The following is a 25,021-nucleotide window of genomic DNA, read 5'->3' on the forward strand; positions in this document are numbered from 1 at the left end:
TTCCATTCCAACTTTACCCGTAAATGAGAACGGAATTTTCACTCGCGGACGGTCGGCCCTCTGGAGTGGTTCGCATTGCAAAAAGCCAATGGCAGCGCCAATGCATTGCCATGGAGCGAATTTCCTGTTTTCAATCGCGTGGATCGGATGACAGGAACGGATCGCTGCGACGATGACCCGACACGCTTATCTTGCTGTGCTTGCAACGTTCTTGATTCTTGCCGGGTGTGGCTCGCCCCGCGCCGTGCTGTGGCACGGGCCGCATTCAAGCCCGCAATCGGTGGCCGCAGCGCAAGCCGCCATCGTCAAGCCTGCGAAGCCGGCGGCGGTGGTTCCCATCTATGTGGCGACGAGCCGCCAGCGCTCGGATAATTTCTCGCAGCCGTATAATTCAAAGCGCTCTGACACGCTGAACTTTGCGCAGGTCGATGTCGGCATTCCGGCGGCTCATGTCAAAGGGCAGGTCGAGTCGACCGGCTACAAGCCTGATCCCGCCAAAAATTTCGCTGCGACCGCATTCCAGCCTTACGACAATGCAGAACAGTTTCTCGCACAATTAAATGCAGCGCTTGCGAAGCAGGGACCGAAGGACAAGGAAATCCTGATCTTCGTGCATGGCTACAACAATAATTTTGCCGACAGCACATTCCGCACTGCGCAGTTTGTCCATGATTACAAGATGAAGTCGGTGGCGGTCGAATATGCCTGGCCGTCGGGCGGCGATCTTGGGCTTTATGTCTATGATCGTGATAGCGCGGACTTCGCACGTGACGGTCTGGCACGATTGCTGCAGCTTGTCGCCCGCAGCAAGGCTGAGCGCATCGTTCTTGTCGGTCACTCCATGGGCAGTTTCGTCACCATGGAGGCCTTGAGGACCCTGTCGCTGCGCGGCGAAAAGAATGTGCTGCGCCGCATCAGTGCGCTGTTGCTCGCCGCACCGGACATTGATCTCGACGTCTTCGAAAAGCAGATCAAGGATATCGATCCCATGCCGCATCCGACAGCGGTGATGACATCGCGCAGCGATCGTGCGCTTGGTGTCTCATCCTTCATCACTGGCGGCCATGCGCGGGTAGGGGACGGCACCAGCATTCCGACGCTTCAGAAATATGGAATCGCGGTGATAGACGCGACCGACTTGGATGGCGGCGAACATAATGTCTTTGCCTCCTCGCCATCGCTCATGGCTTTGGTTAGCGACGGCACTCTGTCGCTGGGCGCTTTGAACGGACAGGAAAACCAGACGACGGGACAGGCGGTGCTGGCAGACGGTGCTTCCGCAATCAAGGGCGCCGCTTCGCTTGTGCTTTATCTGCCGGGCAGGCTGGTTGGGGCAGGGGCTTCGGCTGCTCCATGAGTTCATTTTAAAGCGAGTGCTGAAACCCACAACTTTCATTGCCAGGTTGCAGGCAATTGATTCTCGCTGCAATTGCCAGTGGATTGAATTTGACGTTTGATATCTGCCCGATATCAACCTCGTTTCAAACGTCAAATTCCAAAAAATTCACTGGATATATAGAGTGGCCAGTGGTCGTTTTGATTCCGCCATTTGCTCGACGCTCATATCCGGCGGATGCAAATGTCGGAATCAGACCACTTGGCCGACCAGTCCGTGCGACTTTTCCTCACGAAATTATGATCTTTTCATGTTATAGGGGTTTTCAGTGGGATAAGCGGGCTTGATGCCATAGCTTGTTAAGCATCTTGGCTCGTCTTTGCCCAATAGATCATGCCGGAGGGGTTGCGCTTGCGCACGTGCTGCGATAACCGTCCCGGCGAAAAGCGCTTAGTTCGCACGGCATGCCTTTTGAAGCTGCTTGGGGCGACGAGGTTGCACAGATGCAATGTGTCGCATGGTCGTCAGCTCCAAAAAGCTTATGACAGGCGGCGCAGCCTCGTATTCAAGCCGGATAAAGGACCATGAACGAGCTTTTAAGTTCCTACCTGCCGATCGTCATCTTTCTCGGCATTGCGATGGTAATTGGTGTAGCCCTCCTGGTTGCGCCGTTTCTTGTCGCCTATAGACAGCCCGACCCCGAAAAGCTTTCTGCTTACGAGTGCGGCTTCAATGCCTTCGATGACGCCCGTATGAAGTTCGACATCCGTTTCTATCTGGTGTCGATTCTCTTCATCATCTTCGACCTGGAAGTCGCCTTCCTTTTCCCATGGGCTGTGTCCTTTGGTGAAATCGGCTGGTTCGGCTTTGCGTCGATGATGGTGTTCCTTGGCGTTCTGACCATCGGCTTCATTTATGAATGGAAGAAGGGAGCGCTGGAATGGGATTGACCTCAGCCAACACAACGCTCGTGGCTCCGCAGCCGAAGGGCATTCTTGACCCGCGCACGGGCAAGCCTGTCGGTTCCGACGATGCATTCTTCAACGATCTGAACAGCGAGCTTTCCGACAAGGGGTTCATCGTCACATCTGCTGACGCTCTGATTACCTGGGCGCGTACCGGCTCGTTGATGTGGATGACCTTCGGTCTCGCATGCTGCGCCGTGGAAATGATGCACATTTCCATGCCGCGCTACGATGCCGAACGTTTCGGTATTGCACCGCGCGCATCACCGCGTCAGTCCGACGTGATGATCGTTGCCGGCACGCTGACCAACAAGATGGCGCCTGCTCTTCGTAAGGTCTACGACCAGATGCCGGAGCCGCGTTACGTTATCTCGATGGGTTCCTGCGCCAATGGCGGCGGCTATTACCACTATTCCTATTCGGTGGTGCGTGGCTGCGATCGCGTGGTTCCGGTCGACATTTACGTTCCGGGCTGCCCTCCGACTGCTGAAGCGCTGCTTTATGGCATTCTTATGCTTCAGAAAAAAATCCGTCGCACGGGTACGATTGAGCGCTGAGCCGTTATCGACCGGTTCGCGCAAGACAAGTTTTGTTAGGGTTCGACTGTCTGCCATCCCCTGAAAAGGGGCTCCCAATGGCAAGCCGGTGTGAGTTCTAAAGAAGGAAGTTAGGAAAATGAGCGAAGAAGCTCTCGGTGAACTTTCCGGCTATATCAAGGAACGCCTCGGCGACGCGATCGAAGAGGCGAAACTTGCTTATGGCGAGTTGACGCTTTCGGTTCCGGCTGCGAGCATCATCAGCGTTCTGACTTTCCTGCGTGACGACGTGCAGTGCCAGTTCGTCAACCTGACGGATATTTCGGGCGTCGACTATCCGCAGCGCGCCAAGCGTTTCGATGTCGTCTACCAGTTGATGTCTCCACGCCAGAACCAGCGCATCCGCGTCAAGGTTCAGGCTGATGAAGATACGCTGGTGCCTTCCGCAGTGCCGGTCTTCGTCGGTGCCGAATGGTTTGAGCGCGAAACCTACGACATGTACGGCGTTCTGTTCTCCGGCCATCCGGACCTGCGCCGCATCCTGACCGACTACGGTTTCGAGGGTCATCCGCTGCGCAAGGACTTCCCGCTCACCGGCTTCGTTGAAGTTCGTTACAACGACGAGCTGAAGCGTGTCGTTTACGAGCCTGTGCAACTGCGCCAGGAATTCCGCAATTTCGATTTTCTCTCGCCATGGGAAGGAACGGATTACGTTCTGCCGGGCGATGAGAAAGCAAAGACGAACTGAGCGACAGGAAGCTGAACATGGCTGAGACTCAGGTCCGCAATTTCAATATCAACTTCGGTCCGCAGCACCCTGCCGCGCACGGCGTGCTGCGTCTGGTGCTTGAACTCGACGGTGAAGTCGTCGAGCGCGTCGATCCGCATATCGGTCTGCTGCATCGCGGCACCGAAAAGCTGATGGAAGCCAAGACCTATCTTCAGGCTGTGCCTTATCTCGACCGCCTCGATTACGTGGCGCCGATGAATCAGGAGCACGCCTATGCGCTTGCCGTCGAACGCCTGCTGGGCATCGATGTGCCGAAGCGCGGTCAGGTTATCCGCGTTCTCTATTCGGAAATCGGCCGTATCCTGAACCATCTTCTCAACGTGACCACGCAGGCCATGGACGTTGGCGCACTGACGCCGCCGCTCTGGGGCTTCGAAGAGCGCGAAAAGCTGATGGTGTTCTACGAACGCGCTTGTGGCGCGCGTATGCACGCAGCCTATTTCCGTCCGGGTGGCGTCCATCAGGACCTGCCGGATCAGCTCGTTGAAGACATCGGCAAATGGATCGATCCGTTCTTCAATACACTCAACAATCTTGATGACCTCATCACGCCAAACCGTATTTTCAAGCAGCGTAACGTCGATATCGGTGTCGTGAAGCTGGAAGATGCATGGGCATGGGGCTTCTCGGGCGTCATGGTTCGTGGTTCGGGCGCTGCATGGGATCTGCGCAAATCGCAGCCTTACGAGTGCTACAACGAGATGGAATTCGACATTCCGATCGGCAAGAACGGCGACTGCTATGATCGCTACCTGATCCGCATGGAAGAAATGCGCCAGTCGGCACGCATCATGCGCCAGTGCGTTGATCTTCTGCTCGGCAAGGAGCGCGTCGGCCCGGTTTCCAATGCCGACAACAAGATCGTGCCGCCGAAGCGCGGCGAGATGAAGCGCTCAATGGAAGCGCTCATCCACCACTTCAAGCTTTATACGGAAGGCTATCACGTGCCTGCCGGTGAAGTTTACGCAGCAGTTGAAGCCCCGAAGGGCGAATTTGGCGTCTTCCTCGTGTCGGACGGCTCCAACAAGCCTTATCGCTGCAAGCTGCGCGCTCCGGGCTTTGCCCATCTTCAAGCCATGGATTTCCTGTGCCGCGGCCATATGCTGGCTGACGTGTCGGCAATTCTTGGCTCGCTCGATATCGTGTTTGGTGAGGTTGACCGCTGATGTCCGTTCGCCGTCTCGCAGATGATGCCGTCCAGCCAGCCGCTTTCGCGTTCAACGCGGAAAATCAGGCCTGGGCGCACAAGACGATCGCAAAATTCCCTGAAGGCCGCCAGCAGTCGGCTGTTATTCCGTTGCTCATGCGTGCGCAGGAGCAGGACGGCTGGGTCACGAAGGCAGCTATCGAACATGTCGCAGGCATGCTCGAAATGCCGCTGATCCGCGTTCTGGAAGTCGCGACTTTCTATACGCAGTTCCAGCTTAAGCCGGTTGGCACGCGCGCTCACATTCAGGTTTGCGGCACCACGCCATGCATGTTGCGTGGTTCGGAAGCGCTGATGGATGTCTGCCGTCACAAGATCAACCACGACCCGTTCGAGCTCAATGCCGACGGAACCCTGTCGTGGGAAGAAGTGGAATGCCAGGGCGCTTGCGCCAATGCACCGATGGTCATGATCTTCAAGGACGCCTATGAAGATCTGACGCCGGAGCGTCTTGCCGAGATCATCGACGCTTTTGAAGCTGGCAAGGGCGACACCGTCAAGCCGGGTCCGCAGATCGACCGCGTGACGTCCGAGCCGCTCAGCGGCCTGACCGCTCTGACCGAAGATCTCGACTACAAGAAGGTCGGTCTTGAGACCCGCAAGGCATCCGATGCCGCCGCAGCCAAGGCGAAGGCCGAAGCAGAAGCAAAGGCCAAGGCGGAAGCCGCTGCAAAAGCAGCCGAGGAAGCGAAGAACGTCGCTCCGTCCAATGCTGCAAAGCCTGTGACCAACGCACCTGAAACCGATCCGGCGCTCAAGACGCCTTCGGATGTCAAGGTGTCGAAGGCTGCCGAGAAGGCTGCTTCGGTCGAAGCCAAGCAAAACTTCAAGCTCGACGATGCCAATCGTCCGGTTTCTATCGAGCGCCCGGAAGCGGTTGACGATCTGAAGCTGATCTCCGGCGTTGGCCCGAAGATCGAGGAAACCCTGCATGAGCTGGGTATCTTCACCTTCAAGCAGGTCGCTTCCTGGAAGAAGGCTGAGCGCGAATGGGTCGACGGCTATCTCAGCTTCCACGGTCGCATCGAGCGTGAAGACTGGGTGAAGCAAGCCAAGGCTTTGGCCAAGGGCGGCGTCGAGGAATACATCAAGGTATTCGGAAAGAAGCCGGTATGATGACTTCGATATTGGCAAACACGAACGGAAACAGGTGAGACATGCTGGCTGATAAAGATCGCATCTTCACCAATATTTACGGCTTCAAGGATCAGTCCCTGAAGGGTGCCATGGCGCGCGGCCATTGGGACAACACCAAGGGTCTGATCGAAAAGGGCCGTGACTGGATCATCGACGAGATGAAGGCTTCGGGTCTGCGTGGCCGTGGCGGCGCTGGCTTCCCGACGGGTCTCAAGTGGTCGTTCATGCCGAAGCAGAGCGACGGTCGCCCGCATTATCTGGTCGTCAATGCCGACGAATCCGAGCCGGGCACCTGCAAGGACCGCGAAATTCTGCGCCACGATCCGCATACGCTGATCGAAGGCTGCCTGATCGCCGGTTGCGCCATGGGCGCACACACCGCCTATATTTATATTCGCGGCGAGTTCATGCGTGAGCGTGAAGCCCTTCAGGCTGCAATCGACGAGTGCTACGAAGCCGGTCTGCTCGGCAAGGGCAACAAGTGCGGCTGGGATATGGATGTTCTCGTATCCCACGGCGCTGGCGCTTACATCTGCGGTGAAGAAACGGCTCTGCTCGAAAGCCTTGAAGGCAAGAAGGGCCAGCCGCGTCTGAAGCCTCCATTCCCTGCGAATATGGGCCTTTATGGCTGCCCGACGACCGTGAATAACGTGGAATCGATTGCGGTTGCGCCGACGATCCTGCGTCGTGGTGCAGCATGGTTCTCGTCCATCGGACGCCCGAACAATGTCGGCACCAAGCTGTTCCAGATCTCGGGCCACGTGAACACGCCTTGCGTCGTGGAGGAAGGCCTTGGCATTCCGTTCCGCGATCTGATCGAAAAGCATGGCGGCGGCATTCGCGGCGGCTGGGACAATCTGCTTGCGGTCATTCCCGGCGGTGCATCGTGCCCTGTCATCAAGGCTGAGGACATGATGGATGCCATCATGGATTTCGACGGAATGCGCGACAAGAAATCGTCGTTCGGCACCGGCGGCCTGATCGTCATGGACAAGTCCACCGACATCATCAAGGCGATTGCCCGTCTGGCAGCGTTCTTCAAGCATGAGAGCTGCGGCCAGTGCACGCCGTGCCGTGAAGGCACCGGCTGGATGTGGCGCGTGATGGAACGCATGGTCAAGGGTAACGCGCAGAAGCGTGAAATCGACATGCTGTTCGACGTGACCAAGCAGATTGAAGGTCACACGATCTGCGCGCTCGGCGATGCTGCTGCATGGCCAATTCAGGGCCTGATCCGCAATTTCCGTCCGGAAATTGAAAAGCGCATTGATGATTATACACGCAACGCCGTTCAGAGCCGCAATATCCGTCTGGAAGCAGCGGAATAAGGCTTAACGAGTTGCAAGCGGTTTGAAGAAGACTGCTCGAAAGTTTGAGATCTGGAAGATGCGGCATAAGCCGCAGGTTTGGATAAGCGATGGCAAAGATCAAGGTTGACGGCACAGAGATCGAAGTACCCGATCACTATACGCTCCTTCAGGCTGCCGAAGCCGCGGGCGCGGAAGTGCCACGTTTCTGTTTCCACGAACGGCTTTCCATCGCCGGAAACTGCCGTATGTGTCTGGTTGAAGTAAAGGGCGGACCGCCGAAGCCGGCGGCATCCTGCGCCATGGGCGTGCGCGATCTGCGTCCCGGCCCGAATGGCGAAGCGCCTGAAATCTTCACCAACACACCGATGGTCAAGAAGGCCCGCGAAGGCGTGATGGAGTTCCTGCTTATCAACCATCCGCTGGATTGCCCGATCTGCGATCAGGGCGGCGAGTGCGATCTGCAGGATCAGGCAATGGCCTTCGGCACCGACGGTTCCCGCTATCGCGAGAACAAGCGTGCTGTTGAAAACAAATATATCGGCCCGCTCGTCAAGACGGTGATGACGCGTTGCATTCACTGCACGCGCTGCGTCCGCTTCACGACGGAAGTTGCAGGCATTTCCGAACTCGGCCTCATCGGTCGTGGCGAAGACGCCGAGATCACCACCTATCTCGAACGCGCCATGACGTCGGAACTGCAGGGCAACGTTATCGATCTTTGCCCGGTTGGCGCTCTGACCTCACGTCCTTATGCGTTCCAGGCCCGTCCGTGGGAACTGAACAAGACCGAAACCATCGACGTGATGGATGCGGTCGGCTCGAACATCCGCGTTGACACCCGTGGCCGCGAAGTGATGCGCGTCATGCCGCGTGTCAATGAAGCGGTGAACGAAGAGTGGATTTCCGACAAGACCCGCTTCATCTGGGATGGCCTGCGCACCCAGCGCCTCGACCGCCCATATGTTCGCAAGGATGGCCGTCTGGTCGCAGCATCGTGGCCGGAAGCTTTTGCCGCTATCGCCGCCAAGGTTTCTGCAACCTCTGCCGACAAGATTGGCGCTGTTGCAGGCGATCTGGCTTCGGTTGAAGAAATCTATGCGCTGAAGGGCCTGATGGCTTCGCTCGGCACCGCCAATATCGACAGCCGCCAGGATGGCGCTGCACTCGATCCGGCTCTGGGGCGCGCAACCTATCTCTTCAACTCCACGATCGAAGGCATTGAAAACGCTGATGCTCTGCTCATCATCGGTTCCAATCCGCGCGTTGAAGCTGCCGTTCTGAACGCACGTATTCGCAAGCGCCAGCGCATGGGCCATTTCCCGGTCGCCCTGATCGGCGAACAGGCTGAACTGCGCTACGAATATGAATATCTGGGTGCTGGCGCTGAAACACTCGCCGCCGTTGCTGCTGGCAAGAACGCTTTCCGCGATGTGCTGGCCAAGGCTGAACGTCCGCTGATCATCATCGGTCAGGGCGCGCTCACCGGTGAGAATGGTGCTGCGGTTCTGTCGACCGCCGCCAAGCTCGCTCAGGATGTCGGCGCGATCAAGGATGAGTGGAACGGCTTCTCCGTTCTGCACGCTGCTGCTTCGCGCGTTGGCGCTCTGGATCTCGGCTTCGTGCCGGGTGAGGGCGGCAAGGTGGCTGGCGACATGCTGGGCAATCTGGATGTCGTGTTCCTGCTCGGTGCAGACGAACTCGACATGACCAAAAAGGGTTCGAGCTTCGTCGTTTACATCGGCACGCACGGCGATGCCGGCGCACATGCTGCCGACGTTATCCTGCCGGGCGCCGCCTACACGGAAAAGTCGGGCACCTGGCTCAACACCGAAGGTCGCGTGCAGCTTGGCAGCCGCGCCGGTTTCGCACCGGGCGAGGCAAAGGAAGACTGGGCAATCCTGCGCGCTCTTTCCGACAGCCTTGGCAAGCGCCTGCCGTTCGATTCGATGCAGCAGCTTCGCGCCAAGCTCTATGCGGACTATCCGCATATGCTGGCCATCGACACCATCACGCCTGCTTCCGCCGACGATCTCGTCGCGCTGGCAGCGAAAGCATCCAACCTGGGCGGCGGCGCTGCGTTCGTCTCTCCGGTCAAGGACTTCTACCTGACGAACCCAATTGCGCGCGCTTCCGCCGTCATGGCCGAATGCTCGGCGCTCGCGGCTGGCGGCTTCCAGCAGGCTGCCGAGTAAGCGAGAGAGAGACGGAACAATGGAAGGTATTTTTGCAGCTTACGTCTTGCCCGCGCTTATCATAGCGCTGAAGTCGGTCGTTCTGCTCGTCGTATTGCTGATCGTCGTCGCTTACCTGCTTTACGCAGATCGCAAGATCTGGGCAGCAGTACAGCTTCGTCGCGGCCCGAACGTTGTCGGTCCCTGGGGTCTGTTCCAGGCTTTTGCTGACTTGTTGAAGTTCGTCTTCAAGGAACCGATCATTCCGTCTGGCGCAAACAAGGGTGTTTTCCTCCTTGCGCCTTTCGTTTCCGCCGTTCTCGCAATGGCAACCTGGGCGGTCATTCCGGTCAATGAAGGCTGGGCCATCGCCAACATCAATGTCGGCATTCTCTATATCTTCGCCATTTCTTCGCTCGAAGTTTACGGCGTGATCATGGGCGGCTGGGCATCGAACTCGAAATATCCGTTCCTCGGTGCGCTTCGTTCCGCTGCGCAGATGGTTTCCTACGAAGTCTCCATCGGCTTCGTGATCGTCACGGTTCTGCTGACGGTTGGCTCGCTCAACCTCACCGACATTGTGCTTTCGCAGAATACCGGCCTCGGTACCATGCTTGGCCTGCCGGCTTCGTTCCTCGACTGGAACTGGCTCTGCCTGTTCCCGATGTTCGTGATCTTCTTCATTTCGGCACTTGCTGAAACGAACCGTCCGCCATTCGATCTGGTCGAAGCTGAATCCGAACTCGTGGCCGGTCACATGATCGAATATTCGTCCACGCCGTTCCTTCTGTTCTTCCTCGGCGAATATGTGGCGATCACGCTGATGTGCGCCCTGATGACGACCCTCTTCCTTGGCGGCTGGCTGCCTCCGGTGGACGTGTGGTTCCTCAACTGGGTTCCGGGCATCATCTGGTTCATGCTGAAGCTTTGCTTCTGCTTCTTCCTCTTCGCAATGGTGAAGGCTTTCGTTCCGCGTTATCGCTACGACCAGCTGATGCGCCTTGGCTGGAAAGTGTTCCTGCCGATCTCGCTCTTCATGGTTGTCGCAACCGCGACCTTCCTCAAAGTCTTCGGTCTGGCGTAAGGAGTAATAACTATGGCTTCATTCGCTCAAGCAGCCAAATCGCTCCTGCTCAAGGAATTCGTCGGCGCGTTCTTTCTTTCCATGCGCCAGTTCTTCGCGCCCAAGGCGACGTTGAACTACCCGCATGAAAAGGGCCCGGTTTCGCCGCGCTTCCGTGGAGAGCACGCACTGCGCCGTTACCCGAACGGTGAAGAACGCTGCATCGCCTGCAAGCTTTGCGAAGCGATCTGCCCGGCGCAGGCCATCACCATCGAGGCCGGTCCGCGCCGCAATGACGGCACTCGCCGCACGGTGCGTTACGATATCGATATGGTGAAGTGCATCTATTGCGGTTTCTGCCAGGAAGCATGCCCGGTGGATGCCATCGTGGAAGGTCCGAATTTCGAATTCGCGACCGAAACCCGCGAAGAACTCTACTACGACAAGGACAAGCTCCTTGCCAATGGCGACCGTTGGGAACGCGAAATCGCGCGCAATATCGCGATGGATGCGCCATATCGCTGATTGGTTTTGCTGAAACCTCGTTTCGGCATCCGGTTTGAAAAGCGGCAACAGGAAGGGGCGGCCCATCTTGTTGCTGGAATTTAAGTTTCGCGATTATTCGCGGCAAACAAAGACTAAAGCGAGCGAGGCAATAAGGCTTTGCTCACGGAAAGGTGTTGGGGGATCCCCATGCTGACAGGTATTGCGGCAGCGTTCTTCTATCTGTTCGCCTTCATCATGATCGCCAGCGCGTTCATGGTGATTGCGGCACGCAACCCCGTGCATTCGGTGCTGTTTCTGATCCTCACATTCTTCAATGCGGCAGCTCTGTTTCTGCTGACCGGGGCCGAGTTCCTCGCCATGATCCTGCTCGTCGTTTACGTCGGAGCAGTGGCGGTTCTCTTCCTCTTCGTCGTCATGATGCTGGATGTGGATTTCTCCGAGCTGAAGCGCGGCGCATTGCAATATGCACCGGTCGGCGCTCTCGTCGGCCTCATTTTGCTCGGCGAACTGATCTTCGTGTTCGCAAGCAACATGTTTGCGCCGAAGCTGGGGCAGGGCGCTGTGCCAATCCCGAATATCGCCGAGCGGTCCAATACCGCTGCTCTGGGCGACATTCTCTACACCGACTTCGTCTTCTACTTCCAGGTTGCTGGTCTCGTCCTTCTGGTCGCGATGATCGGCGCCATCGTTCTGACGCTGCGGCACAAGCCGAATGTCAAGCGCCAGTCCATCCCGACCCAGGTAGCTCGCACGCCGGAAACGGCGATCGAGATCAAGAAGGTCGAAACGGGCAAAGGCATCTGAGGATAAGCATATGGAAATCGGTATCTCCCATTATCTCACCGTTTCGGCCATCCTGTTTACGCTTGGCGTCTTCGGCATCTTCCTGAACCGCAAGAACGTCATCGTTATCCTGATGTCGATCGAATTGATCCTTCTGTCGGTCAATCTCAATTTCGTGGCGTTCTCCAGCCAGCTCGGCGACATGGTCGGGCAGGTCTTCGCCCTTTTCGTTCTGACTGTTGCGGCTGCTGAAGCGGCCATCGGTCTGGCAATTCTCGTTGTTTTCTTCCGTAATCGCGGTTCCATCGCGGTGGAAGACGTCAATGTTATGAAAGGTTGACGGGCAAATGCTCTACTACGCGATCGTCTTCCTTCCGCTTCTCGGCTTCCTGATTGCCGGTCTCTTCGGCAATCAGATCGGAGCCAAGGCGAGCGAATACATCACTTCCGGTTTCATGGTCATCGTCGCGATCCTGTCCTGGGTCGTGTTTTTCCAGATTCCGCTCGGCCACGACGCAGAAACCGTCCGCATCCCGGTTCTTCACTGGGTGACGTCGGGCACGCTTTCCTTCGACTGGGCATTGCGCATCGATACGCTCACCGGCGTCATGCTGGTGGTGGTGAACTCGGTGTCGGCTCTCGTGCACATCTATTCCATTGGATATATGCACCACGATCCGCACCGTCCGCGCTTCTTCGCCTATCTGTCGCTGTTCACCTTCGCCATGCTCATGCTGGTCACGTCGGACAATCTGGTCCAGATGTTCTTCGGCTGGGAAGGCGTGGGTCTGGCTTCCTACCTCCTGATCGGTTTCTGGTTCCAGAAGCCTTCGGCCAATGCCGCCGCCATGAAGGCGTTCGTCGTCAACCGCGTTGGTGACTTCGGCTTCCTGCTCGGCATCTTCGGTGTGTTCGCGCTGTTCCAGTCTGTCGACTACAACACGATCTTCGCTGCCGCAGCCAATTATCTGCCGGCTGAAGGCGCTGCCGATGCCAATCAGGTCGTTCTGAACTTCCTCGGCTACCAGCTCGACAAGCAGGGCGCGATCACAATCACCTGCCTGCTGCTTTTCATGGGCGCGATGGGCAAGTCGGCGCAGTTCCTGCTGCACACCTGGCTTCCGGACGCCATGGAAGGCCCGACCCCGGTTTCGGCGCTCATTCACGCCGCTACCATGGTTACCGCGGGCGTGTTCATGGTCGCCCGCATGTCGCCGATCTTTGAACTGTCGCAGACCGCACTTCTGGTCGTGACGATCATCGGCGCAACCACTGCCTTCTTTGCAGCAACGGTCGCTCTCGTGCAGAACGACATCAAGCGCGTGATCGCCTATTCGACCTGTTCGCAGCTCGGCTATATGTTTGCGGCACTCGGCGTCGGCGCTTATGGCGCGGCTGTGTTCCACCTGTTCACGCACGCTTTCTTCAAGGCGCTTCTGTTCCTTTGCGCCGGCTCGGTTATACATGCCGTTTCGGAAGAGCAGGACATGCGTCGCATGGGCGGCCTGCGCAAGCTGATCCCGATCACCTACTGGATGATGGTCATCGGTACGGTTGCCATTACGGGCCTCGGTATTCCGGGCACGATCATCGGCACCGCCGGTTTCTTCTCCAAGGATGCGATCATCGAATCCGTCTTCGCTTCGCACAGTGCTGCCAGCGGCTACGCTTCGACGCTTCTCATCGTTGCAGCGCTCTTCACGAGCTTCTATTCATGGCGCCTGATTTTCATGACCTTCTACGGCAAGCCGCGCGCTTCCGCCGAAGTCATGCATCACGTCCATGAATCGCCGGCTGTCATGTTCGTTCCGCTGCTGATCCTCGGCGTTGGTGCACTCTTTGCCGGTGTCGTGTTCAAGGAACTCTTCTTCGGCCATGAATATGCCGAATTCTGGAAGGGTGCGCTGTTTACCTCGGCTGCCAACCAGATCCTTGAGGAATACCACCATGTTCCTCTGTGGGTTAAGCTGTCGCCGTTCATTTCGATGGTTCTCGGCTTCATCGTCGCCTGGATCTTCTACATCCGCTCGCCGGAAACGCCGAAGGCGCTGGCTGCCCGTCACCGTGGCCTCTACCAGTTCCTTCTCAACAAGTGGTACTTCGACGAACTGTACGATTTCCTCTTCGTACGTCCGGCTCGTTGGCTTGGCCGCTTGTTCTGGAAGGGTGGCGACGGCTGGCTTATTGACGGCTTCGGCCCGGATGGCATCTCGGCTCGCGTGCTCGATGTCACCAACCGTGTCGTCAAGATGCAGTCCGGATACCTTTATCACTACGCATTCGCGATGCTGATCGGCGTCGCCGCGCTCGTCACTTGGATGATGCTCGGGAGCTCTTTCTGATGACCGACTGGCCAATTCTCTCAACGGTCACGTTTCTGCCGCTCGTCGGCGCGTTACTGATCCTTCTGATCAAGGACGACAGCGAGGCTTCGCGTCGCAATATCCGCAACGTCGCTTTGCTGACGACGATATTCGTCTTCATCCTGTCGCTCGTCGTCTGGGCAGGGTTCGATAATTCGAACTCTGGTTTCCAGATGGTCGAGCAGGTCGACTGGATGGGTGGCGGCATTAGCTATCACATGGGCGTGGACGGTATCTCCGTCCTGTTCGTGGTGCTTTCCGCTTTCCTCATGCCCTTCTGCATTCTCGCAAGCTGGGTGTCGGTGGAAAAGCGCGTCAAGGAATACATGATCGCGTTCCTCATTCTGGAAACGCTGATGATCGGCGTGTTCTGCGCGCTCGACCTGTTCCTGTTCTACGTGTTCTTCGAAGCAAGCCTTATCCCGATGTTCATCATCATCGGCGTGTGGGGCGGCAAGCGTCGCGTCTATGCAAGCTTGAAGTTCTTCCTTTATACGCTTCTGGGCTCCGTGCTGATGCTCATCGCCATCATGGCCATGTACTGGCAGGCTGGTACGATGAATATCGTCGAGTTGCTGAAGTACGACTTCCCTGCGGGGATGCAGACATGGCTATGGCTCGCCTTCTTCGCGTCCTTTGCGGTCAAGATGCCGATGTGGCCGGTCCATACCTGGTTGCCGGACGCGCACGTTGAAGCGCCGACGGCAGGCTCGGTCATTCTGGCCGGTATTCTCCTGAAGCTCGGCGGTTACGGTTTCATCCGTTTCTCGCTGCCGATGTTCCCTCTGGCTTCGGCTGACTTCGCACCCTTCATCTTCGCGCTGTCGGTCATCGCGATCATCTACACCTCGCTCGTCGCGATGGTGCAGGAAGACATGAAGAAGCTGATCGCCTATTCGTCGGTTGCGCACATGGCCTATGTGACCATGGGTATTTTTGCAGCCAATGAGCAGGGTATCCAGGGCGCCATCTTCCAGATGTTGTCGCACGGCATCGTGTCGGCTGCGCTCTTCCTCTGCGTCGGCGTGATCTATGATCGTATGCATACCCGTGAGATTGCTGCGTTTGGCGGTCTGGTGAACAACATGCCGAAATATGCGGTGGCCTTCCTCATCTTCACGATGGCGAATGTCGGCCTGCCGGGTACTTCGGGCTTCATCGGTGAATTCCTGACGCTGTTCGGTGTGTTCCGGGTCAATACCTGGGTGGCACTGTTCGCAACCACGGGCGTCATCCTCTCGGCGGCTTATGCGCTCTGGCTCTACCGTCAGGTAGTGTTCGGCGCATTGACCAAGGAAAGCCTGAAGGCGCTCCTCGACTTGAGCCCGCGTGAGAAGATCATTCTCTACCCGCTTGTGGCGCTCACCATCTTCTTCGGTGTGTATCCGACCCCGGTCTTCAATGTGACCGCCGGTGCCGTGAACGCCCTGGTCCAACATTACGACGCAGCACTCGCGGGCACCGCGAGCGCCGTGCTGGCACAGTAAGAAATAAAGGCGTAGGTCATGCAGACTGATCTGATAGCTCATCTGACCCTTGCAGCACCGGAGGTTCTCCTTGCTGTAGGCGCCTTGGCACTGCTCATGATTGGCGTGTTCTCCGGCGAACGGGCGACCACGCTCGTCAACGGATTATCCGTCGCGGTGCTTATTGCGGCGCTGGCATTGGTTGTCCTTTTCCCGACGAACGGCGCCGCATTCGGCGGTGCCATCGTCATTGACAGCTTCAGCCGCTTCATGAAGGTGCTGACGCTGATCGGCTCCATCGTGACGCTGATCATGTCGGTTGGTTTCGCCAAGGCAGAGAAGTTCGACAAGTTCGAATTCCCGGTCCTGATCGTAATTTCCACGCTCGGCATGCTGCTGATGGTTTCAGCATCCAACATGCTGTCGCTTTATCTCGGCCTCGAACTGCAATCGCTGGCGCTTTACGTTCTGGCAGCGTTCAACCGCGATAGCGTCCGTTCGACGGAAGCTGGCCTGAAATACTTCGTTCTCGGTTCGCTTTCCTCGGGCATGCTGCTTTACGGTATTTCGCTCGTCTACGGTTACACCGGCCATATCGGCTTTACCGAAATCGCCCAGGCCGTCTCCGGCGGTCAGCGTGAACTCGGTCTGGTGTTCGGTCTCGTCTTCATTCTGGCCGGTCTGGCATTCAAGATTTCTGCCGTTCCGTTTCACATGTGGACGCCGGACGTCTATGAAGGTGCACCGACCCCGGTAACGGCATTCTTTGCCGCCGCTCCGAAGATGGCCGCCATGGCGCTCATCATCCGCGTCGTCTCGGAAGCCTTTGCTCCGGTCACCCATGACTGGCAGCAGGTCGTGATCTTCATCGCGCTTGCCTCGATGATCCTCGGCGCCTTCGCCGCTATCGGCCAGCGCAACATCAAGCGCCTGATGGCTTATTCCTCGATCAGCCATATGGGCTATGCGCTCGTTGGTCTGGCCGCCGGAACGGTGATCGGCGTGAAGGGTGTGATGATCTACATGGCAATCTACCTCGCCATGACGCTCGGCACCTTCGCGTTCATTCTCGCAATGCGCACCAAGGACGGCAATGTGGAGAGCATTGAAGATCTGGCTGGTCTGTCCCGCACCAATCCGGTGCTGGCAACGATCATGACCATCTTCCTGTTCTCGCTCGCCGGTATCCCGCCGCTCGCTGGCTTCTTCGGCAAGTGGTACACCTTCCTTGCTGCCGTTGAAGCGGGTCTCTATCCGCTTGCCATCATCGGTATCGTGGCTTCGGTCGTGGGCGCGTTCTATTACCTGCGCATGATCAAGATCATGTGGTTCGATGAGCCGACGGGTGGTTTCGTTCCGGTCGCAGGCGAGCTTCGTCTCGTTCTCGGCGTAACGGGTGCCTTCGTGCTCTTCTACGTCTTCCTTGCTGGCCCGATCGGCGGATTTGCCGAAGCCGCAGCCAAGACGTTTTTCTAAAGCATGTCTCCCAAAAGTGGGAACCGCCTTCGCGGGGAAATCAGTTCACTGGACTGATTTCTGGTCCCGCTACGATAGGATGAAGACATGCGTAGGAATATAATGAGAGAGCAAAAGGCGGAAGCATAAATGAGTTTTGCGCTTTCGCCTGTTGCGGCAAATGAGGGCTACCGTCTCGAAGCTTTCGAGACGGTAGGGTCCACCAATGCGGTTGCTCTCGAACGGGCAGCCAGCGGTGATCCGGGCAAGCTCTGGCTTGTTACGAAGAGACAGGAAAGCGGTCGCGGAAGACGGGGCCGTGCCTGGTCTACGCCGGAAGGCAATCTTGCCTCCACGCTGCTTCTTGTTGAATCCTATGAAATGAAAATGGCGGCAACGCTTGGTTTTGTTGCCGGTCTGTCGCTCGCCGATGCACTTGATGCGGTATTCGCTGCAACGGGGCCTGCCGTGCCGCCGACAATCGGCCTCAAATGGCCGAACGATGTCCTGCTCAATGGCGCCAAACTCACCGGCATCCTGCTGGAGTCTTCTATTCTGGCGAAGAATTTGTTCGCCGTTGCCATCGGTATCGGGACCAATGTGGTCGCCTTTCCCGATGATCTGCCTTATGCAGCAACGTCGTTGCAAGCTCTTGGCAGCAAATGCGACGCCGAGACATTGTTTGCAGCCCTGTCGGATGCATGGTCGGTCAATTATCGCGTCTGGAATGAAGGGCGTGGACTTGATGACATTCGCAAGCGCTGGCTGCAGCGCGCGCATGGCCTTGGCCAGCACGTTACCATGCAGGTTGAAGGCCGCATTGTCGAAGGTCGTTTTGAGACAATCGATGAGGCGTGCCGTTTTGTTATTCGTGAAGATGAAGGTTCGCGGGTTGCAGTAACGGCTGGCGATGTCTATTTCGGAACTGCTGCAACAATACGCATATAATTGCTTTGTTTTGTCTTACTAGTGGATTGAATTTGACGTTTGATACCTGTCCGATATAAATCTCGTTTCAAACGTCAAAATCGAAAAATCCACTAGATTCATAAAGTTACTAGTGGTCTTTTTGCTTCCGACATTTGCTCAGCGCTCATATCCGAGGGATGCTAATGTCGGAATCAGATCACTAGGGTTGCAACTGGACAACTTTAGGTCCAGTTGATGCCGCAAGGCGGGATTAATCACAGAGGAAATTTCATGGCCCGATCCAATACTACTGAACTCGTCTTTCTGCCGCTTGGCGGCGTAGGCGAAATCGGCATGAATTTGGCTATGTACGGCTTTGGTCCAGCGGATAACCGTGAATGGCTGGTCGTGGATATGGGCGTGAGCTTTGCGGGGCCTGAACAGCCGGGCGCCGATCTTATCCTGCCGGATATCCGCTATCTTGAAGCTGAAAAGCATAATCTGCGCGGTATCGTCATCACCCATGCGCATGAAGACCATTTCGGTGCTTTGCTCGATCTGTGGCCGCGCCTGAAGGTTCCGGTCTATGCGACGCCGTTCACTGCCGGTCTGCTCGAAGCCAAGCGGCAGTCGGAGGACGGCGCGCCCGAGATTCCGATCACGATCTACAAGGCAGGCGAGAAATTCGAAGTCGGCCCGTTCAAGGTCGAGGCTGTCGCGGTAACGCACTCTATTCCCGAGCCGGTTTCTCTGGCTATCACGACGCCGCTCGGCACGGTCGTGCACACGGGTGACTGGAAGATGGACCCGGAACCGTCGCTTGGACCGGTTATCGACGAGGCTCGTTTCCGTGCTATCGGTGATGCAGGCGTTCTGGCGCTGATCTGCGACTCCACCAATGCTTTGCGCGAAGGCGAGTCTCCTTCCGAACGTCAGGTGGGCGAGAGCCTGCGCGAGTTGATTGAAAATGCGCGTGGCCGCGTGGCCATCACCACTTTCTCTTCCAATGTCGGTCGTATCCGGTCGATTACGGAAGCAGCACGCGATGCAGGCCGTCAGGTGCTGGTGGTCGGTCGTTCGATGAAACGCGCCATCTCGGTTGCAACCGAACTTGGCTATATGGAAGGCTTGCCGGAATATCTCAGCGAAGAGGATTACGGCTATATTCCACGCGAAAACGTGGTGATGATCCTCACCGGAAGCCAGGGCGAACCGCGCGCGGCACTCGCCAAGCTGGCACGTGACGAAATGCGCAGCCTCGCGCTGACGGCGGGCGATACGGTCATCTACTCATCGCGCGCCATTCCGGGCAATGAAAAGTCCATTCTCGACATCAAGAACCGCCTGATCGATCGCGGCATCAAGATCATTGGTGATGAGGATGCACTGGTCCATGTCTCGGGCCATCCACGGCGCAGCGAATTGCGTCGCATGTATTCCTGGGTTCGCCCGCAAATTCTGGTGCCGGTGCACGGCGAAGCCGCCCATCTGGTTGCTCAAGGCTCGCTTGGCGCGATGGAAGGCATCGAGCAGGTCGCGCAGGTGCGTGATGGCGACATGCTGCGTCTGGCGCCCGGCAAGGCCGAGATTATCGATGAAGCGCCGGTTGGCCGCATCTACAAGGACGGCAAGCTGATCGGTGACGAGGAAGAAATCGGCATGGTCGAGCGCCGCAAGCTTGCCTATGTCGGTCATGTCGCCGTTTCGGTGCTGCTGGACCGTGAACACAAGATCATCGATGAGCCCGATCTCGTAACTTTCGGCGTGCCGGAAGAAAACGCGCAGGGCGACCTGTTGGAAGACATCCTGCTGGATGCGGCCATCGAGGCCATCGACAGCATTCCGCGCGTTCGCCGCAAGGATATCGAGATCGTTCGGGAATCCGTTCGCCGTGCAGTTCGCGCTGCGGCAAATGAGGCATGGGGCAAAAAGCCGGTAGTGACCGTATTCGTGAATAGGATACGGTAGTCATACGGATTGCAGAATGACCGGCATGGGAGGTGCTGATGCTCGAACGCTTGAACCACGTGGCGATTGCCGTTCCGGATATTGATGCCGCGGCAGCGCTTTATCGCGGCAAGCTCGGTGCGAATGTCACCGAGCCGCAGGCATTGCCCGAACATGGCGTAACCGTGGTTTTCATCGACGTCGGCAACACCAAGATCGAATTGCTGGAGCCATTGGGCGAGGGCTCTCCCATCGCGGCATTTCTGGAAAAGAACCCCTCCGGCGGGATGCATCATCTCTGTTACGAGGTTGCGGACATTATTGCCGCTCGTGATCGCCTCAAGGCGGAAGGTGCGCGTATCCTCGGGGATGGCGAGCCGAAGACCGGCGCCCACGGCAAGCCGGTTCTGTTCCTGCATCCCAAGGATTTCAACGGCACGCTGATCGAACTGGAAGAGGTGTAATCATGTCGCTGGTTTCAGGAATCGCGATCTATTTCATCATCTGGTGGACGACGCTGTTTGCTCTCTTGCCTGTCGGCTTGCGCACGCAGGCCGAAGAAAATGAAGTGACTTTGGGCACAGTGGCCAGCGCTCCGGCCAAGCCGCGTATCGGCCGGGCATTTCTGCGGACAACTATCGTCGCAACGCTCATCTTCCTGCTCTATTATTATATGACGCAGATCAGCGGTTTCGGCCTCGACGATATTCCGCATTTCTTCCCGGATCTGACCTGAAATTTCAGGTTCAGTTCAATGTGAATTTTGAGGCTGCCTAAAAAATAGGCAGCCTTTCTTTTGTATAAAGAAAAGTGGACATGCCTATCATGGGTTGTGCCAGATATTGAGCCAATTCGGGTAACGTATTGAATTCCCGACACGGCACAACCCGGCGTCATTTGTGACAGTGATGCCTTTGCGTATGCAATGTTCTTCATATAAATCGATTTATACTTAAACGAAATTTAATACTTGGATGCGCTGAGGGCACTGCGATAAATCCCACAAAATCAATGTGTTATTGCAGCCTATAAAATAGCGGAAATGCGGAAAGCACGAGGGTTCTGCAAGTGCAAAAAAAAAGCAAGGCTTTCGCCTTGCTAATCAAATACGCGTTCGATCCGTTTCCATTTGACTGGCGGCTGCGAAAGTCGCGCCTGGATCCATCCTCCCAAGACTTTGACCGCGTGAAACCAACGGTTTTATTCCGTTGTTGCTCTTATGATGAAAAAAATAGCGAACTGCACAGCTTTTGTCACGAAAAATCTTCTGTGGCGTCATATTTCTTTCGCAAATTTTCCTCAGTGAGAGTGATATATCTGTAATATATTGAAATTGAATGTGAATCTGGAGGCCGTATTTCGCAACTCTGGTTCTTTCGGCGGGCCATTATGGTTGTGGATGGGGAAATCCGCTGCCGTGAAAGCTTTTCCAGGCGGGTTTCCAACCGGTGTATAACCCGGTAAGAAACCGAGGAATATGCTTAATTTTTGCCTGATTCTTGAAGCACTCAGGCAGTCCCTCTTGATTGGTGGTTACGATGCGTCTGTCGCGGTATTTTTTGCCTATTCTGAAGGAAAACCCCAAGGAGGCGGAAATCGTCTCCCACAGGCTGATGCTGCGTTCGGGCATGATCCGTCAACAGTCAGCCGGCATCTATGCCTGGCTGCCGCTCGGTCTCAAGGTTCTCAACAAGGTTTGCGATATCATTCGCGAAGAGCAGAACCGCGCGGGCGCCAATGAAATCCTGATGCCGACCATCCAGTCCGCCGATCTGTGGCGCGAAAGCGGTCGCTACGATGCCTATGGCAAGGAAATGTTGCGCATTCAGGACCGTCAGGAGCGCGATATGCTCTTCGGCCCGACCAATGAGGAAATGGTCACCGACATTTTCCGCTCCTATGTGCGCTCCTACAAGGACCTGCCGCTCAATCTCTATCACATCCAGTGGAAGTTCCGCGACGAAGTCCGCCCGCGTTTCGGCGTGATGCGTTCGCGTGAGTTCCTGATGAAGGACGCCTATTCGTTCGACCTCGACTATGAGGGCGCGAAAATGGCTTACTACCGCATGTTCGTGTCTTATCTGCGTACTTTCGCCCGCGTTGGGTTGCAGGCGATCCCGATGCGCGCCGATACGGGACCGATTGGCGGTGACCTCAGCCACGAATTCATCATTCTGGCCGAAACCGGCGAAAGCCAGGTTTTCTGCGACAAGGCCTATCTTGATCTCGCCGTGCCGGGCGCGGACACCGATTTCCGCAACGATGCGCAACTGACCGATATCGTCAATCGCTGGACGACGCCTTATGCGGCGACCGACGAAATGCATGACGAGGCCGACTGGGCCAAGGTGAAGCCGGAAGATCAGGTTTCGGCACGCGGCATCGAAGTGGGCCATATCTTCCATTTCGGCACGAAATATTCCGAACCGATGGGCGCGAAAGTGCAGGGCCCGGATGGCAAGGAACATCTGGTGTCGATGGGTTCCTACGGCATCGGTCCGTCGCGCCTCGTCGCGGCTGCTATCGAAGCCTTCCACGATGACGCAGGCATCATCTGGCCGAAGGCCATCGCGCCGTTCGGTGCCGGTATCGTCAACATGAAGCCGGGCGACGAAGGCTGCGACGCTGTAAGCGAGAAGATCTACGAAGCGCTGACCAATGCAGGCGTCGATCCTCTGCTCGATGACACGGATGACCGTCCGGGTGCAAAGTTTGCCACGATGGACCTGATCGGCCTGCCGACGCAGGTGATCGTTGGCCCGCGTGGCGTCGCTGCCGGTGAAGTCGAAATCAAGGATCGCAAGACCGGCGAACGCCAGAACCTGAGCGTTGAAGCTGCGATCAACCTGTTGACGGCAGAAGCATGAGCAACGCGGCGGCAGCAAAATCCGAGGATCAGGCAAAGGCAGCCCAAAAGGCACCGAAGTCAGGTCCATTCTCGGCTTTCGAACGGATGATCGCATGGCGATATCTGCGAGCGCGCCGCCGCGAGACTTTTATCTCGGTCATTGCCGGGTTTTCTTTCACCGGCATCATGCTTGGCGTGGCGACCCTCATCATCGTCATGGCGGTGATGAACGGCTTCCGTGCCGAGCTTCTTTCGCGAATTCTGGGCATTAACGGCCATCTCATCATGCAGCCGATTGATCGTCCTCTGGATGATTATGCCAGCCTTATCAAGCGGATCGACGGTATTTCCGGCATCAAGTTCGCCATCCCCGTGGTGGAAGGGCAGGCGCTTGTTCAGGGGAATATCGGCGCTGGAACAGGTGCATTGGTGCGCGGTCTTCGGGAAGAGGATCTCGACAAGCTCAAGCTCGTCTCCGGCAATATTCGTCAGGGTACACTGAAGGGCTTCGATCAGGGCGGCGGCGTCGCCATCGGAACCCGTATGGCGGAAAATCTCGGCCTTTCCATTGGCGATACGCTGCGGGTGATTTCGCCGGATGGCGATGTGACCCCGTTTGGCGTCAATCCGCGCGTGAAGGCCTATCCGATTGTCGCGATCTTCGAGATCGGCATGTCGGAATATGACTCATCAATTGTCATGATGCCACTTTCCGAGGCGCAGCTCTTCTTCAATCAGGAAGGCAAGGTGCAATCGCTGGAAATCTTTGTCGATAATCCCGACAAGGTGGATGCGATGCGCGCGCCTGTTGAAGAGGCAGCGGGACGCCAGCTCTCGCTTGTCGACTGGCGCCAGCGTAACCAGACTTTCTTCTCGGCGCTGGAAGTCGAGCGCAATGTCATGTTCATGATCCTGACGCTGATCGTGCTCGTTGCGGCGCTGAACATCATTTCCGGCCTCATCATGCTGGTGAAGGACAAGGGGCACGATATTGCGATCCTGCGAACCATGGGGGCCACCCGTGGCGCGGTGATGCGCATATTCCTGATGACGGGCGCCGCCATCGGCGTCACCGGCACGGTGGCTGGTGTCGTTCTGGGCGTTGTCGTCTGCCTCAATGTCGAGCGCCTGCGGGAGTTCTTCTCGTGGCTCTCGGGAACCACGCTCTTCAATCCGGAACTTTACTTCCTGAGCCAGTTGCCTGCGAAGATGGACCCCGGTGAAACCATCTCTGTTATCGTCATGGCTCTGGTGCTTTCATTCATCGCCACCATTTTTCCAGCCTGGCGCGCTGCCAAGCTCGATCCGGTTGAAGCATTGAGGTACGAATAAATGGCGGCTGAAATCATCATGCGGCTGGAGCGTGTCGGCCGCGCCTATAAGGAAGCCGACCGCGAACTGGTCATTCTGAAAGATGCCGATTTCACGCTCCGCCGTGGCGAAATGGTTGCGCTTGTTGCGCCATCGGGCGCGGGCAAGTCGACATTGCTGCACACGGCGGGCCTGCTGGAACGCCCCGATAACGGCGAGGTTTTCCTTGACGGACGCGCCTGTAGCAAATTGTCCGATGACGAGCGCACGGCTGTGCGCCGCAACGATGTCGGTTTCGTGTATCAGTTCCACCATCTCCTGCCGGAATTTTCCGCGCTGGAGAATGTGATGATGCCGCAGATGATCCGCGGCCTGCCCAGGAAAGCCGCAGCAGAGCGTGCACAGCAGCTTCTTGAATATATGAAGATCGGCAAGCGCGCTTCGCATCGCCCATCGGAACTTTCCGGCGGCGAGCAACAGCGCGTCGCGATTGCCCGCGCCGTTGCCAACGCGCCGCTTGTTCTTCTGGCGGACGAGCCGACCGGCAACCTAGATCCGACGACATCATCTTATGTCTTCGGCGCTCTGGAAGCGCTCGTGCGTCAGTCGGGGCTTGCGGCCCTGATCGCGACGCACAATCATGAACTTGCCCGCCGGATGGACCGGCGCGTCACGCTGAAGGATGGCAAGGTCGTCGACCTGTAAGCCTTCCAGGTCATAGTAGCACCTTATCCTGAGGAGCCGCCAAAGGCGGCGTCTCGAAGGGCGAGACGCAGTTCCGCTGCCTGCGCGTTCCGGTCTGCTAACAGGACTGGCGCTCCCCCAATTTGTTCTGACGCGCGTTTGATCGGGCGGTATAGTCCTGTGGGACTATATTCCCGTACAAGTGTCTTGGCGTCCGGGGTGGTCTTGTAAGC

General features: G+C 57.1%; 22 protein-coding genes. All 22 read left to right on the forward strand.

Annotated features, from left to right (window positions below; all coding sequences use genetic code 11):
* Positions 1-172 precede the first annotated feature (172 nt).
* The 22 genes from HWX93_RS17145 to HWX93_RS17250 all read left to right on the forward strand — a co-directional run bounded on the left by HWX93_RS17145 (position 173) and on the right by HWX93_RS17250 (position 24,809).
* On the forward strand, positions 173-1,357 hold the full coding sequence (locus HWX93_RS17145) for an alpha/beta hydrolase (protein ID WP_176038068.1): 1,185 nt from the start codon (positions 173-175) through the stop codon (positions 1,355-1,357).
* Positions 1,358-1,920: 563 nt separating this feature from the next.
* Positions 1,921-2,286, forward strand: a complete 366-nt coding sequence (locus HWX93_RS17150) for an NADH-quinone oxidoreductase subunit A (RefSeq protein ID WP_006466588.1) — start codon at positions 1,921-1,923, stop codon at positions 2,284-2,286.
* Complete coding sequence (locus HWX93_RS17155; RefSeq protein WP_006466589.1) at positions 2,277-2,858, forward strand: NuoB/complex I 20 kDa subunit family protein; 582 nt, start codon at positions 2,277-2,279, stop codon at positions 2,856-2,858. Before HWX93_RS17150 ends, HWX93_RS17155 begins: the two co-directional genes overlap by 10 nt.
* A 118-nt stretch (positions 2,859-2,976) precedes the next feature.
* Positions 2,977-3,585 carry an NADH-quinone oxidoreductase subunit C gene (locus HWX93_RS17160; RefSeq protein ID WP_151554677.1) on the forward strand — a complete coding sequence of 203 codons (609 nt, stop codon included), beginning with the start codon at positions 2,977-2,979 and terminating at the stop codon, positions 3,583-3,585.
* A 17-nt stretch (positions 3,586-3,602) separates the two neighbouring features.
* Positions 3,603-4,793, forward strand: coding sequence for an NADH-quinone oxidoreductase subunit D (locus HWX93_RS17165; protein ID WP_061345454.1), 1,191 nt, complete (start codon positions 3,603-3,605; stop codon positions 4,791-4,793).
* Entirely contained in the window at positions 4,793-5,950 is a 1,158-nt protein-coding gene (locus HWX93_RS17170) for an NADH-quinone oxidoreductase subunit E (RefSeq protein WP_176038069.1), read from the forward strand. The genes HWX93_RS17165 and HWX93_RS17170 overlap by 1 nt, the downstream gene beginning before the upstream one ends.
* A gap of 41 nt (positions 5,951-5,991) precedes the next feature.
* A complete protein-coding gene (gene nuoF, locus HWX93_RS17175; RefSeq protein ID WP_061345452.1) occupies positions 5,992-7,299 on the forward strand; it encodes an NADH-quinone oxidoreductase subunit NuoF in 1,308 nt (435 codons plus the stop codon).
* Positions 7,300-7,388: 89 nt separating this feature from the next.
* Complete coding sequence (nuoG, locus tag HWX93_RS17180) at positions 7,389-9,473, forward strand: NADH-quinone oxidoreductase subunit NuoG (RefSeq protein WP_176038070.1); 2,085 nt, start codon at positions 7,389-7,391, stop codon at positions 9,471-9,473.
* Between the two features lie 19 nt (positions 9,474-9,492).
* A complete protein-coding gene (nuoH, locus tag HWX93_RS17185) occupies positions 9,493-10,536 on the forward strand; it encodes an NADH-quinone oxidoreductase subunit NuoH (protein ID WP_006466595.1) in 1,044 nt (347 codons plus the stop codon).
* Positions 10,537-10,548: 12 nt separating this feature from the next.
* Complete coding sequence (gene nuoI, locus HWX93_RS17190; protein ID WP_007874549.1) at positions 10,549-11,040, forward strand: NADH-quinone oxidoreductase subunit NuoI; 492 nt, start codon at positions 10,549-10,551, stop codon at positions 11,038-11,040.
* 168 nt (positions 11,041-11,208) lie between these two features.
* Positions 11,209-11,826 (forward strand): NADH-quinone oxidoreductase subunit J, encoded by a 618-nt coding sequence (locus HWX93_RS17195; protein ID WP_012092259.1) that lies wholly within the window; start codon positions 11,209-11,211, stop codon positions 11,824-11,826.
* A 10-nt stretch (positions 11,827-11,836) separates the two neighbouring features.
* Positions 11,837-12,145, forward strand: coding sequence for an NADH-quinone oxidoreductase subunit NuoK (nuoK, locus tag HWX93_RS17200; RefSeq protein WP_061345449.1), 309 nt, complete (start codon positions 11,837-11,839; stop codon positions 12,143-12,145).
* A gap of 7 nt (positions 12,146-12,152) precedes the next feature.
* Positions 12,153-14,147, forward strand: coding sequence for an NADH-quinone oxidoreductase subunit L (gene nuoL, locus HWX93_RS17205; protein ID WP_151554674.1), 1,995 nt, complete (start codon positions 12,153-12,155; stop codon positions 14,145-14,147).
* A complete protein-coding gene (locus HWX93_RS17210) occupies positions 14,147-15,655 on the forward strand; it encodes an NADH-quinone oxidoreductase subunit M (protein WP_151554673.1) in 1,509 nt (502 codons plus the stop codon). Before nuoL ends, HWX93_RS17210 begins: the two co-directional genes overlap by 1 nt.
* A gap of 18 nt (positions 15,656-15,673) precedes the next feature.
* The gene (nuoN, locus tag HWX93_RS17215; RefSeq protein WP_176038071.1) at positions 15,674-17,110 is read left to right on the forward strand and encodes an NADH-quinone oxidoreductase subunit NuoN; all 1,437 of its coding nucleotides are present in this window, start codon (positions 15,674-15,676) and stop codon (positions 17,108-17,110) included.
* Between the two features lie 129 nt (positions 17,111-17,239).
* Positions 17,240-18,037, forward strand: a complete 798-nt coding sequence (locus HWX93_RS17220; protein WP_176038072.1) for a biotin--[acetyl-CoA-carboxylase] ligase — start codon at positions 17,240-17,242, stop codon at positions 18,035-18,037.
* Between the two features lie 252 nt (positions 18,038-18,289).
* Complete coding sequence (locus HWX93_RS17225) at positions 18,290-19,966, forward strand: ribonuclease J (RefSeq protein WP_151554670.1); 1,677 nt, start codon at positions 18,290-18,292, stop codon at positions 19,964-19,966.
* Positions 19,967-20,004: 38 nt separating this feature from the next.
* Complete coding sequence (gene mce / locus HWX93_RS17230; RefSeq protein ID WP_151554669.1) at positions 20,005-20,409, forward strand: methylmalonyl-CoA epimerase; 405 nt, start codon at positions 20,005-20,007, stop codon at positions 20,407-20,409.
* A 2-nt stretch (positions 20,410-20,411) separates the two neighbouring features.
* A complete protein-coding gene (locus HWX93_RS17235) occupies positions 20,412-20,681 on the forward strand; it encodes a DUF1467 family protein (protein ID WP_061345442.1) in 270 nt (89 codons plus the stop codon).
* An 802-nt stretch (positions 20,682-21,483) separates the two neighbouring features.
* Positions 21,484-22,812: a proline--tRNA ligase gene (gene proS, locus HWX93_RS17240; protein WP_061345441.1), complete on the forward strand. Its 1,329-nt coding sequence runs from the start codon at positions 21,484-21,486 to the stop codon at positions 22,810-22,812.
* On the forward strand, positions 22,809-24,125 hold the full coding sequence (locus tag HWX93_RS17245) for a lipoprotein-releasing ABC transporter permease subunit (protein ID WP_151554668.1): 1,317 nt from the start codon (positions 22,809-22,811) through the stop codon (positions 24,123-24,125). Before proS ends, HWX93_RS17245 begins: the two co-directional genes overlap by 4 nt.
* A complete protein-coding gene (locus HWX93_RS17250) occupies positions 24,126-24,809 on the forward strand; it encodes an ABC transporter ATP-binding protein (protein WP_061345439.1) in 684 nt (227 codons plus the stop codon).
* Positions 24,810-25,021 lie beyond the last annotated feature (212 nt).

This window comes from Brucella tritici (assembly GCF_902825325.1).
In the GTDB taxonomy this organism is placed as follows: domain Bacteria; phylum Pseudomonadota; class Alphaproteobacteria; order Rhizobiales; family Rhizobiaceae; genus Brucella.

Excerpts from the sequence above, each read along its gene's own strand:
- HWX93_RS17145 (WP_176038068.1), top strand. The coding sequence starts at position 173 with ATGACCCGACACGCTTATCTTGCTGTGCTTGCAACGTTCTTGATTCTT.
- HWX93_RS17150 (WP_006466588.1), top strand. The coding sequence starts at position 1,921 with ATGAACGAGCTTTTAAGTTCCTACCTGCCGATCGTCATCTTTCTCGGC.
- HWX93_RS17155 (WP_006466589.1), top strand. The coding sequence starts at position 2,277 with ATGGGATTGACCTCAGCCAACACAACGCTCGTGGCTCCGCAGCCGAAG.
- HWX93_RS17160 (WP_151554677.1), top strand. The coding sequence starts at position 2,977 with ATGAGCGAAGAAGCTCTCGGTGAACTTTCCGGCTATATCAAGGAACGC.
- HWX93_RS17165 (WP_061345454.1), top strand. The coding sequence starts at position 3,603 with ATGGCTGAGACTCAGGTCCGCAATTTCAATATCAACTTCGGTCCGCAG.
- HWX93_RS17170 (WP_176038069.1), top strand. The coding sequence starts at position 4,793 with ATGTCCGTTCGCCGTCTCGCAGATGATGCCGTCCAGCCAGCCGCTTTC.
- nuoF (WP_061345452.1), top strand. The coding sequence starts at position 5,992 with ATGCTGGCTGATAAAGATCGCATCTTCACCAATATTTACGGCTTCAAG.
- nuoG (WP_176038070.1), top strand. The coding sequence starts at position 7,389 with ATGGCAAAGATCAAGGTTGACGGCACAGAGATCGAAGTACCCGATCAC.
- nuoH (WP_006466595.1), top strand. The coding sequence starts at position 9,493 with ATGGAAGGTATTTTTGCAGCTTACGTCTTGCCCGCGCTTATCATAGCG.
- nuoI (WP_007874549.1), top strand. The coding sequence starts at position 10,549 with ATGGCTTCATTCGCTCAAGCAGCCAAATCGCTCCTGCTCAAGGAATTC.
- HWX93_RS17195 (WP_012092259.1), top strand. The coding sequence starts at position 11,209 with ATGCTGACAGGTATTGCGGCAGCGTTCTTCTATCTGTTCGCCTTCATC.
- nuoK (WP_061345449.1), top strand. The coding sequence starts at position 11,837 with ATGGAAATCGGTATCTCCCATTATCTCACCGTTTCGGCCATCCTGTTT.
- nuoL (WP_151554674.1), top strand. The coding sequence starts at position 12,153 with ATGCTCTACTACGCGATCGTCTTCCTTCCGCTTCTCGGCTTCCTGATT.
- HWX93_RS17210 (WP_151554673.1), top strand. The coding sequence starts at position 14,147 with ATGACCGACTGGCCAATTCTCTCAACGGTCACGTTTCTGCCGCTCGTC.
- nuoN (WP_176038071.1), top strand. The coding sequence starts at position 15,674 with ATGCAGACTGATCTGATAGCTCATCTGACCCTTGCAGCACCGGAGGTT.
- HWX93_RS17220 (WP_176038072.1), top strand. The coding sequence starts at position 17,240 with ATGAGTTTTGCGCTTTCGCCTGTTGCGGCAAATGAGGGCTACCGTCTC.
- HWX93_RS17225 (WP_151554670.1), top strand. The coding sequence starts at position 18,290 with ATGGCCCGATCCAATACTACTGAACTCGTCTTTCTGCCGCTTGGCGGC.
- mce (WP_151554669.1), top strand. The coding sequence starts at position 20,005 with ATGCTCGAACGCTTGAACCACGTGGCGATTGCCGTTCCGGATATTGAT.
- HWX93_RS17235 (WP_061345442.1), top strand. The coding sequence starts at position 20,412 with ATGTCGCTGGTTTCAGGAATCGCGATCTATTTCATCATCTGGTGGACG.
- proS (WP_061345441.1), top strand. The coding sequence starts at position 21,484 with ATGCGTCTGTCGCGGTATTTTTTGCCTATTCTGAAGGAAAACCCCAAG.
- HWX93_RS17245 (WP_151554668.1), top strand. The coding sequence starts at position 22,809 with ATGAGCAACGCGGCGGCAGCAAAATCCGAGGATCAGGCAAAGGCAGCC.
- HWX93_RS17250 (WP_061345439.1), top strand. The coding sequence starts at position 24,126 with ATGGCGGCTGAAATCATCATGCGGCTGGAGCGTGTCGGCCGCGCCTAT.